This window comes from Streptomyces phyllanthi (assembly GCF_009377205.1).
In the GTDB taxonomy this organism is placed as follows: domain Bacteria; phylum Actinomycetota; class Actinomycetes; order Streptomycetales; family Streptomycetaceae; genus Streptomyces; species Streptomyces phyllanthi.
Genome location: NZ_VJZE01000072.1, coordinates 20,383 through 29,902, shown reverse-complemented (window position 1 = coordinate 29,902; position 9,520 = coordinate 20,383). Strand labels below are relative to the sequence as shown.

5 protein-coding genes and 3 pseudogenes are annotated in these 9,520 nt (G+C 65.3%); 6 read left to right on the top strand and 2 right to left on the bottom strand.

The features are described from left to right. Nucleotides 1–184: 184 nt before the first annotated feature. The 5 genes and pseudogenes from FNH04_RS13565 (at nt 185) to FNH04_RS48595 (ending at nt 5,405) form a co-directional block, all read left to right on the top strand. Nucleotides 185–846 (top strand): annotated as a pseudogene (locus tag FNH04_RS13565) (response regulator). Then, nucleotides 843–1,967 (top strand): sensor histidine kinase, encoded by a 1,125-nt coding sequence (locus FNH04_RS13560; RefSeq protein WP_152783826.1) that lies wholly within the window; start codon nt 843–845, stop codon nt 1,965–1,967. The pseudogene FNH04_RS13565 and the gene FNH04_RS13560 overlap by 4 nt, the downstream one beginning before the upstream one ends. 483 nt (nt 1,968–2,450) lie before the next feature. After that, nucleotides 2,451–2,783, top strand: a pseudogene (locus FNH04_RS13555) (MarR family winged helix-turn-helix transcriptional regulator); the annotation flags it as partial. Between the two features lie 852 nt (nt 2,784–3,635). Further along, nucleotides 3,636–4,076, top strand: a pseudogene (locus FNH04_RS49390) (RICIN domain-containing protein); the annotation flags it as partial. Nucleotides 4,077–4,292: 216 nt separating this feature from the next. Next, nucleotides 4,293–5,405: a hypothetical protein gene (locus FNH04_RS48595; protein WP_265580026.1), complete on the top strand. Its 1,113-nt coding sequence runs from the start codon at nt 4,293–4,295 to the stop codon at nt 5,403–5,405. A gap of 535 nt (nt 5,406–5,940) precedes the next feature. On the opposite strand, the gene FNH04_RS13545 is transcribed toward FNH04_RS48595, so the two are convergent. Then, nucleotides 5,941–7,311 carry a tetratricopeptide repeat protein gene (locus tag FNH04_RS13545; RefSeq protein WP_228031343.1) on the bottom strand — a complete coding sequence of 457 codons (1,371 nt, stop codon included), beginning with the start codon at nt 7,309–7,311 and terminating at the stop codon, nt 5,941–5,943. 677 nt (nt 7,312–7,988) lie between these two features. On the opposite strand from FNH04_RS13545, the gene FNH04_RS13540 reads away from it, so the two are divergent. Next, nucleotides 7,989–8,360 carry a DUF6193 family natural product biosynthesis protein gene (locus FNH04_RS13540; RefSeq protein WP_228031342.1) on the top strand — a complete coding sequence of 124 codons (372 nt, stop codon included), beginning with the start codon at nt 7,989–7,991 and terminating at the stop codon, nt 8,358–8,360. A 36-nt stretch (nt 8,361–8,396) separates the two neighbouring features. Here FNH04_RS13540 and FNH04_RS13535 read toward each other — a convergent pair whose 3' ends face one another. After that, nucleotides 8,397–9,509 carry a DUF1152 domain-containing protein gene (locus tag FNH04_RS13535; protein WP_152783820.1) on the bottom strand — a complete coding sequence of 371 codons (1,113 nt, stop codon included), beginning with the start codon at nt 9,507–9,509 and terminating at the stop codon, nt 8,397–8,399. Nucleotides 9,510–9,520 lie beyond the last annotated feature (11 nt).

Sequence of the window (9,520 nt, the reverse complement as noted above, 5' to 3'; positions counted from 1 at the left end):
CCCCCCGAGTGGCGGGAACGCCGCGCCGACCCGCCCCACCAGGCAGTTCTCGCTCTACCGTCGAGGTGGAGACAGCGGAGACAATCGACATCGGCGTGCGGCCGGAGACCTACGCACGACGACAACGCGACAACGCGACAACGCGACAACGAGGCAACGAGGCAGGGTGCGCGTGATCCGGGTCATGGTGGTGGACGACGAGGCGCTGGTGCGCTCCGGCTTCAAGCTCATCCTGAGTGCGGCCGACGACATCGAGGTCGTCGCGACCGCGGTCGGCGCCGAGGCGGTCGACACCGTACGGCGGGAAGCTCCCGATGTCGTGCTGCTGGACATCCGGATGCCGGACGTCGACGGTCTGACGGTGCTGCGGGAGGTACGGGCGCTGCCGGACCGCCGGTGGTGGCGATGCTGACGACGTTCGACGCCGACGAGTACATCCTCACCGCGCTGCGCTCGGGCGCCGCCGGCTTCCTGCTCAAGGACACCGAGCCCGAGCAACTCGCCCAGCTGGTCCGCACGTTGGCCGCGGGCGGGGTGGTGATGTCACCGAAGGCGTCACGTGCCGTCTGGCAGAGTCACCCCGGCGCCGCGACCGTCGACGACGAGGAGGCGGCCCGCGTCGGTCGGCTCACCGGACGCGAGCGCGAGGTCCTTGTGCTGATCGCGGAGGGGCTCTCCAACGCCGAGATCGGTACCCGCATCCACCTCAGCGCGGGCACCGTCAAGGACCATGTCAGCGCGATCCTGACCAAGCTGCGGGTCGGCAGCAGAGTGCAGGCGGCGCTGCTCGCGCAGCGGGCCGGACTCCTCGACGAAGGACAGCGGTGCCCGGAGTCCGGGCGATGACCGCGGCCCGGACGTGGTGGACGCGGATTCCCGCTCCGGTCGTCGACGGCGTGGTCGCCGTGGTCGCCGTCCTGGACGTCCTGTTCAACCTGGAGTACACAGGCCGGCTGGAGCAGGCCACGGCCGCGCTCGCCTGCGCCGCACTCGCCGTACGACGGCGCTTCCCGCTCCCGGTGTTCCTGCTCACCCTCCCGGCGAGTCTGATGCTGGACATTGTGTTCGCCCCGTTCGCCGCGCTGTTCACGCTGGCCGAGCGCTCCCGTGACCGGCGTCTGCTCGGTGGGTGCGCGGTGCTGTTCGCCGTCGCCTCCGCCGCGCCCTGGCCGCTGGACGACCTCTCCTCCCACGAACGCACCTGGACCCTGGTCTACTTCTTCTACACGCTGGCCACCGCCGCGGCCCCCGTCCTGCTGGGCCAGCTCGTCCAGGCCCGCCGGGACCTGGCCCGCCGCCTCGTCGAGATCGAGGAGGCCCGCGAGCACGAACGCCTCCTGCACTCCCAGGCCGTCCTCGCCCGCGAACGCGCCCAACTCGCCCGAGAGATGCACGACGTGGTCTCCCACCAGGTCAGCCTGATCGCCGTACAGGCCGGCGCGCTCCAAGTCGCCGCCACCGACCCGGACTTCAGTGAAGGCGCCCGCACCATCCGTGCGCTGAGCGTCGACACCCTCGACGAACTGCGCCACATGGTCACCCTGCTGCGGGCCTCCGGCGGCCGGGCCACCGAACTGACCCCACAGCCCACCCTCGCCGACCTGCATCGGCTCATCACGACCAGCGGCATCGACGCCGAACTGATCGGCGAACTCCCGCCGAACATCAACACCCCGGCGCAGCGCGCTGTCTACCGCACGGTCCAGGAAGCCCTCACCAACGTCCGCAAACACGCGCCCGGCGCTTCCGCGAGCGTACGACTGTGGCAGGCCGACAACGGCACGGCCTTCGGCGTGACCGTCACCAACACGCCCTCCACTCGCCCCTCGCTGCCTCTTCCCAGCTCCCGGCAGGGCCTGATCGGGCTCAGGGAACGCGCCGAACTCCTCGGAGGTTCCTTCGAGTCCGGCACCACCGCCGACGGCGGCTACGAGCTGAGCCTCCGCATCCCGACCGAAACGAACTGACACGGACCGACAGCCGACGCGGGTCCGGCGGCATCCGGACGAGCACGACCTGCCGTCACCGCCGATCTGGTGTCGTCGCCCGTGGCTGGGCCGGCAACTGTTGACGCGGTGATTTGGTCAGTTCCTGCTGGTGTTGGTCGTCGGTCCAGCCGCGTCCGGCCGTGGCGCGGAAGGAGAGCTCGACGCTGCTCAGGAAGATCGCGAGGTCGACAGCATCCTGCCGTGTGAGCCCGGGTACGAGGCGGCCGTTCTACCTGGGCCGGGCCTGTGACCGAGGCTTGCTGCCAGTCGTACCCGATGCGGTCTCAGCGGAGGTTATGTCGCCGGAGCGGGCTGTTGAGAAGTCGCACCGGCTATCCGTGGCAGTGGCCGACAAGGGGACCGGCAGCGCCTTCGACGAGGCGGCCGCAGTAGCTCTCGACCATCGACGGACACTGATCACCAAGCAAGCCGACCGCCACCCGCAGTGCCAGGCCGCACTACGAGATCCTCGTCGCGCTCGCCGACACCCGGGATGGGCGGCAGCGGTTCCAGGACCTGACCAAGGCGATCGAGTGGGAACGAACGCGCTTGTCCTACCAGGTCGCGAGAATGGTCAAACGCGGCCTGGTGGGACGGGAGCAATGTGCCGACGACGCACGCGGTGCCCACGTCGTGCTCACCCCGGCCGGCCGCGAAGCGCTCGAAGCCGCCGCACCCCACCACGCCGCCGTGGTCCGGCGCCTGATCGTCGATGTCTTGAGCCCGGACGATCTCGCCACCTACGCCCGCATCTCCAACGTCATCCTTGCGCAAATGGACAGCCCGTCGCCCTGACCCTTGACCTTGTCGCGCGCGCGAGGGCCCATCCGGCCGACGGGGCTGTGGGAGAGGGCATGGCTGAGTCGGGCAGGTCGCCAGTCCGCGACATAGCCGGGACACCCCCAAATTGGTCTAGACAACAAAGAACCCCCGGGTCTCTGACCTGCCGCGTTCCACGTCCGCGCGGAGGAGATGGACGTTGCGGAGGTGTGGCAGTCCCTGGCCTCGGCGTACGTGTTGGGGATCTCGGTAGCGCTGACGTTCTTCTTCCTGGCCCGCTGGGGCTACTTGCGGCTGCCCCTGTTCCGCCACCGTAGGCTGCGCCTGTTCCTCCCGGTGGAATCCCCAACCAGTCTGTGCCACTCCGATCGGCTCCCTGACCGAACTGCCCCTGTACGGACACCGACTGGTCCCCAAGCAGGTGTACGGCACGTTCGGTGTGGTCAGCGGTGAGGTGACACTGTGGACCCCCAATCGGGCGACGCCTTCCCAGTGCCCTCCGATGCGGTACAGGTGCTCTTTGCAGGGGAGGGTGAACCAACACATCTGCGGATGGCGCAGCGACGGACTCCCTCGACCGGCGACGGCAGTGTCGGGCAGATCCGAGCCAGTTCCACCGGCAACCTATTCGTCCTCTGTGACGACTGGTGCACGAACATCCACAACGGCCAGGCCGTCGACGGACATTGCGGTGGTCCTGTGCTCCTGCTACGGCCGAGCCACCCCAAAGGCTGGTCCTGACAGCGATCCGCATATGAGCACCCGCGGGCCGCCTGCGGAACGACCGCGCCTCGCGCCGGTTCTGCGGCAGGCGCGTGGCGAGAGGGAAGACAGACGTTGAAACTGTTGAAACGAAAATGGGCTCTTGTGGCCGGGGTGTTGGCGCTGATCTCGGCGGCGGCGGTCTCGGTACCGCTGCTCACTCAGACCGCAACCGCGACGGCGGCGCCGTTCTCCACGACGCTGGTCAGCAAGTCGAGCGCTTTGTGCGCCGACGCGCTGGGCGGTGCGACAACCCGGCTCAAGCTGGTCACCTCCGTGTGTACCGGCGGTGCCGAGCAGGCCTTCAGGTTCACGCCGGTCTCCGGCAAGGCCAACACCTTCACGATCGGCACCCGGAATTCGAAGAAGTGCGTTGACGTGAAGGGCCGGTCGAAGTCCGACAACACCCCGATCACCCAGTACACCTGCAACGGTAAGACCAACCAGCAGTTCCGCATGCGCGCGGTCTCGGGCTCGGGATACAACCTGGTGGCAGTGCACTCGCGTAAGTGTGTTGCGGTCCGTGGCGACGCTGCCGCACCGGGTAGGACGCTGGTGCAGTCGCCCTGCACCGCGAAGCGTACGTGGCTGGTGCCCAAGTCCACCGGCGGTACGACCCCCAGCCCGACCAGCCGCGCCTCAGCCAGCCCGACCGCCTCCGGGACCAGCGCTGCACCCAGCCCGACCAAGACCTCCGCCTCACCGACGACGTCGCCGACTGCCCCGGGCGGTTGCTCACGGTCCGTCGGCTCATCGCCGGTGGTGAAGAAGACCCAGGTCAACCTCGGGGTATCCGTGACCGGCTACGGACGTCAGTCCGACACCGAGCCGCTGCCCATGGCGATCGCCGCCACCCCGTCCGGCCGTTCGTGGCTGGCCTGGCTCGGCACGGACGGCAAGGTGTACCTGGGCAACCTCGACTGCAGCGACCACCTGGTCGGCACGCCCAGCAGCTTCGCCGGCATCGACCTGCAGGATGTCGCGGCCGACGCCAACGGCGGCGTGCTGCTGCTGACGCGCAAGGGCGACTGCCACACAGGCCCGCTGTGCGGCGGCAGCTCCAGCCCGTGCAACACCATGTGGATGATCCGCTTCGACAACTCCGGGCACCAGGTCTGGGAGCAGCAGGTCACGAACCTGAGCAGCAGCAGGGGCGGCTACGACGACGGTGCCCGCTTCGTCTGGTGGTACCAGCACCACGGCCGGCTCGCCTATGACGGCACCAACTACGCGGCATACTTCTCCGACGCCATCACCGTGCAGAACGGCCGCTGCGTCGACATCCACCAGGGCGACCGGATGCAGGTGGTCGGCCCGACCGGTGCCCTGCTGTCCGGGCACGACAGTTTCGAAGTCGGCTGCAGCCATAGCTGGGACAACCACATCGTCTGGGATCCAAGGGTGGGCCATTTCAAGATGGTCTGCGCCACCGACAACAACTGTCGGATAGCGCAGCCGCCCAACTACCGGACGGTGGCTTCGGGTACCTGTGACGGCACCCTGTTCGGCGGCGACATTGTCTTGTCGAGTAACGCCGGGTACTGGGTCGGGTGGAGCCAGGGCGGCCACGCGCGTCTGGACCACTTCAGCACCGGTGCCTCCGACAAGACCGTCAACACCTCGGTCGCCACCAGTCATCCGCACCTGGTCAGTTACGGTGGCCGGATGCTGATGGCCTGGGCGTCGGGCTCGAAGATGGCCGCGCAGGTGTACCACTCCGGTACGGGTTCCACCGTGGGCAGCCAGTTCACGATCGACGTGCCCGACCACGCCTACATGTCCTTCAAGGCGTACTCGGACGGCAGCGCCGCCTATGCGGCCGCCGGCAGCACCAGTACCTCGATCGCCATCGCCCGTGTCATGCCGATGAGCTGATCGCAATGGCGGCGGCGGGCCGCAGGAAAGCGCCCGCCGCCGTCGATAGGTTCGGTCTCAATCGCCAAGGGAGACCCCGTGCCCTCTGTGTGCCCTGTCTCGAGCCGTGTCGGGGGCGCGAGGGGCGACAAATGTCTGGACAACAAGTAAGCCCCAGGCCGCTGACCTGGGGCTTCAAGAAGAGCGGGTGACGAGAATCGAACTCGCGCTCTCAGCTTGGGAAGCTAGGGTGCTTCAGGGGCGGGAAGCTTGCTGACCTGCGGCGCAGCAGCGCCGACGCCTGCCGTCCGCCGCTTGAGTTCCCCAGTGTTCCCCGTGGCTTCCCGCACGACCTGGCACGGTTCTGGCACGTCTGCCGGAGTGCCGCAGGGACAAGGGCTTTGTCAGTGGGGGCAGTTCGCTTCCGTGGCAGAGATGAGCCGGTTCGATGTTCTCGCTGAAGAACACGGGAGCCGGGTGACCACACGGCAATCCAGCACGTGAAGCCGCTTGTGTCCCAATCCCGCACACGTCCCAAGAAGGTCCGTCGTCGGCATCATGTGTCCGGAATCAGCTCTTCTAGAATCTTTGCAGATTCGCCATGTAGCCCCTGCTGAGCATATGCGTTGGCATATTCCAGTTTCAGATCTCGCTCATCCTCATACAGATCAGCATCTTCGCGCAGCATTAACCGCGCCTCTTCGTAGAGCTTCTGCTGGCATAGTGCCCTTGATGCCGCAACACGCAAACTCACTTTCGTTACCACATATTTAATCTCTTTTTTTAGCGCTTCTTTCGCCACGCTTACGGCCTCCGCAGGCTTTCCGCACATCCTCAAGATTTCAGCCAGGTCATCCGCCTCACTCCCCGCACTTCCACCGGCGTTCTCGTAGGACTCTCGCATCAACTCTTCAAGCTTTCTGTAGTTCTGCCTAAAGATCAAGAGCTCTGCGAGCTGAGAAAACCGAAAAAGCGTGGGCTTCGGGTCCATTTGGTGTGCCGCGATAAGAATTTGCTCTGCTTCCGCATATTGTCCTAGCGCATAAAGGGCCTCTCCGTGAACAGACGCATATCCGGCGGAGTGCGGATTTAGTGAGTGTGCACGCTGAGCGAAAGTAAGAGCCCTAAGCAGATTGCTCTGCTCAAGGCACTCTCTTGCCAAATAATGAGCCGCTGAAGCGCTATTCACCTCAACAATATCCCCATGTTCAATAAATGACTGAATCACCTTCCCGTAGCGCTGCTTAATCTTGGCATCTCGATAATAGAGGCGACTGTACAGCTCGGCGACGAGGTTAATGTCAGCATGTTTTTCACCCTCCATCTCTGAGATCAGCAGATTCTTGGCCTTCTGTAGCTCCTTCTTCTTTATGTATAGATTAAAGAGGTTAACTGTGGCGGCGATCTTTGGGTCTACCGACCCTCGATAGACTCCGCCCCCAACAGTGCCCCCGTTGTCGCTTGCCTCTTCGTCGCTGCGCGCCTTGATCCAGAGCGGTTTAAAGTCGTTCGCACTCCCTCCGAGGGCCAGCACGACGGGTTCAAGCGATCTCCAGGATGGAAGCGTGCTCCCCCGCAATACCTGATGAGCCGTCGTATGGCTAACAGTCCCGTGTGATCGCTTCGAGATCTCCCGCGTGCTCAGCTCGCCAGAGGCCAGATGTAGTGCTGAGAGTCGCTCTTTCAGCACTGCCAAGGCGTTATTCACGGATCCCCCCTGATGTAAGAAGTCGTCAGGCAGTGTAAGGACACTCACGTGGGAGCGCAAGATGCCGTAAAGATCCGTATTCAAATGTTCGAGACTGGACGGTTTACGCTGCTTTCCAAATTCCTGTGGGATGTTCGTTTCATGCACAAGAAGTTTGGCTCGGCGAATCGTCAGTCGGTACGGCGCACGAATGGCTCTATGAAGGGCGCCATGAAGCACGATAGGGAGCAAGAGTTGAAACCATGTAGGCTGAACAAGGGTAACGGGCTCTGGTGGCTTCTGATCTCTGGATTTATTAGTGGGGTAGCTCGCTCGGCGGGGGGTGTCATCATGGAATGGGTATCTCATGTCCTTTGACCGGTGAACGTTTGAGAGGTGAACCGGACGCACAGGGCGGTGGAGCGATTTTGGGCTGGAGCTGCTTTGGCGCGAGTGATCATGGCCCCGTAAGCTTGCGGCGCGTCGGGCAGTCTGTGGACCTGCCCGGTAAAGCACGACGTTGGGGCCATGATCTTCGAGGCTCGCGCCAAAGTGGCTGCCTAAAATCGCGGAGCCGACCGCCCCAGCCACGGCGTACCCATTTTCTGACGTCAGGCGGCTGATCGCTGTGCGCGCGGCACGGACGGCGGCCGGGCTGGAGCGGGGCGGAGACATGAGCGCAGGCCCGGCCGGGGGCCGGGCCGCGCGCGGCGAGCGGAGCGAGCCGACTTGAACCCGTAAAGAGAGTTGTTACTCAGGGGTGGCGTGTGGTTTTGTCCGGTCCCGGGTGATGCTTGACACTTCGGTCCCAGCTGATGGTTGACAGCTTGCAGCGACGCAATGGCGGCAGATCCCCAAGCGAGTCGGGGCCATGCTCACTCTGCCCGGTGGTTTCTCTGTGTGGAAAGATGCTGATCATGGCAGATCAGGACGCCGCAGCCAGAACAGAGACTGAGTGGAAGAGGTTGCTCGGCTCGCGCTACGTGGAGAGCGAGTTGGTGCGAGCTGCCTACGCCGAGCCTCGGCTTCGGCAGCTCTTCCCCTGGACTGGCATGTGGGAACTGCACTTCAGCCGTTGCATCGAGAGCCCCTGGACGTGGGACGTTCCGTATATACGCCCACAGCCCGGCGGTCGGTTCCGTGTTGAGGGGCCATCCAGGACCGAGTTTGTGGGAGAGGCTGACAGCGTCGAGGCAGCCGTGGCGATGGTCGTTGACCGCTTGCCGCCGGGCTGTGGTCCCGCCGTCGTCAACCGAGACGCCCTCGCCACCGAGGAGAGCGGCAGCTGAGCACGCGGAGATTCCCGATGTTGGCTAGGTCTACCGTCAAGCATCTCCTGGGACAGGACAACTTGATGTGATGCGCCACAGGGGTGCGTCGTACTGCTCCGGGCGGCTGTTGATCAGCAGTTGGCGCAGGTCCTCGCGGAGGGAGCCGTTGAGGTTCAGCGCCTCGGTGATACGGCGGAACGTGGTGTGCGTGACTCCGCGGTTCCGGGCCTCGGCCTCGAACTGGTCGAGCTGCGACAGCACGGCTTCGGGGTCGAGCTTCACCGGTGGCTGGTCCTTGAGCCATGAGGCCTTGTTGCGCTCGTAGTCGATCTCTGAGTAACCGCAGACTTCGCGGCTGTGCGCCTCGACCTCGTCCAGGCTCTCGGTTGCCAGGACCGCGCGGGCCAACTGGTTGCGGCTCAGTGCTTCGTCCAGGTCGACCTCGTGGACCGTCGGGCCTTCGTCCATGAGCGGTACGGGCAGGCCTGCGTCTCGCATCTCGCAGGTGCCGCGTACGCCTCGGGCCGTTGCCGCGAGCATCCCGGTCGCCTCGGATGGGTGCCACTCCAGGACCGAGTTGATCTGCTCCACGTCCTTCGCAGTGAAGGTGTGGATGAGGGGGCCGAGGGTGCCGCGTAGGTCGTCGAGTGGCAGTTCGCCGTCCAGGCCTGGGCCCGCTACCAGGAGTCGGATGGGTGCGTTCACCTGGCAGCAGGCGGCGAGAGTGACGGCATCGGCGAGGGGGCTTTTGAGCGTGGGCTCGTCGCCTCGGGCGAGGATGTCGCCGCCCACGTCCAGGAGGTCGATCGACTTTGGGGACAAGTGGCTCACCAGCTCTTCGAGTTGGCGGGTGATGCCCTCGGCTCCGTGGTGGGGGTCGATGAGCGCGAACGTGTGCGGGAGCTCTGCCGCGAGGCGGGGGAGTGTGGAGCCTGCTGGAGCGATTGGGCGGGCTTCGGCCGGCACTGTCCATACCGCTGGTGTGAGCTGTTCGAGGCCGGTGAAGTTGTTCGGTCCTCGTGGGCCTGGTACCGGGTCGATCAGGAGGCGGTCCCACGCGTAGGTGAGGATCACCGCCTGGTCCTCGTCGCCGTAGAGGGCGGCGTGAAGCATTGCGGCGGCGACTGCGTCGCCCCCTCCTCCTGCTGCGACGATCAACCGCGTCATGCGGGTCAGCC

What these genes read in the sequence shown, in the direction of transcription:
- FNH04_RS13540 (WP_228031342.1), top strand. Translation starts at nt 7,989, where the DNA reads ATGGCAGATCAGGACGCCGCAGCCAGAACAGAGACTGAGTGGAAGAGG.
- FNH04_RS13535 (WP_152783820.1), bottom strand. Translation starts at nt 9,509, where the DNA reads ATGACGCGGTTGATCGTCGCAGCAGGAGGAGGGGGCGACGCAGTCGCC.
- FNH04_RS13560 (WP_152783826.1), top strand. Translation starts at nt 843, where the DNA reads ATGACCGCGGCCCGGACGTGGTGGACGCGGATTCCCGCTCCGGTCGTC.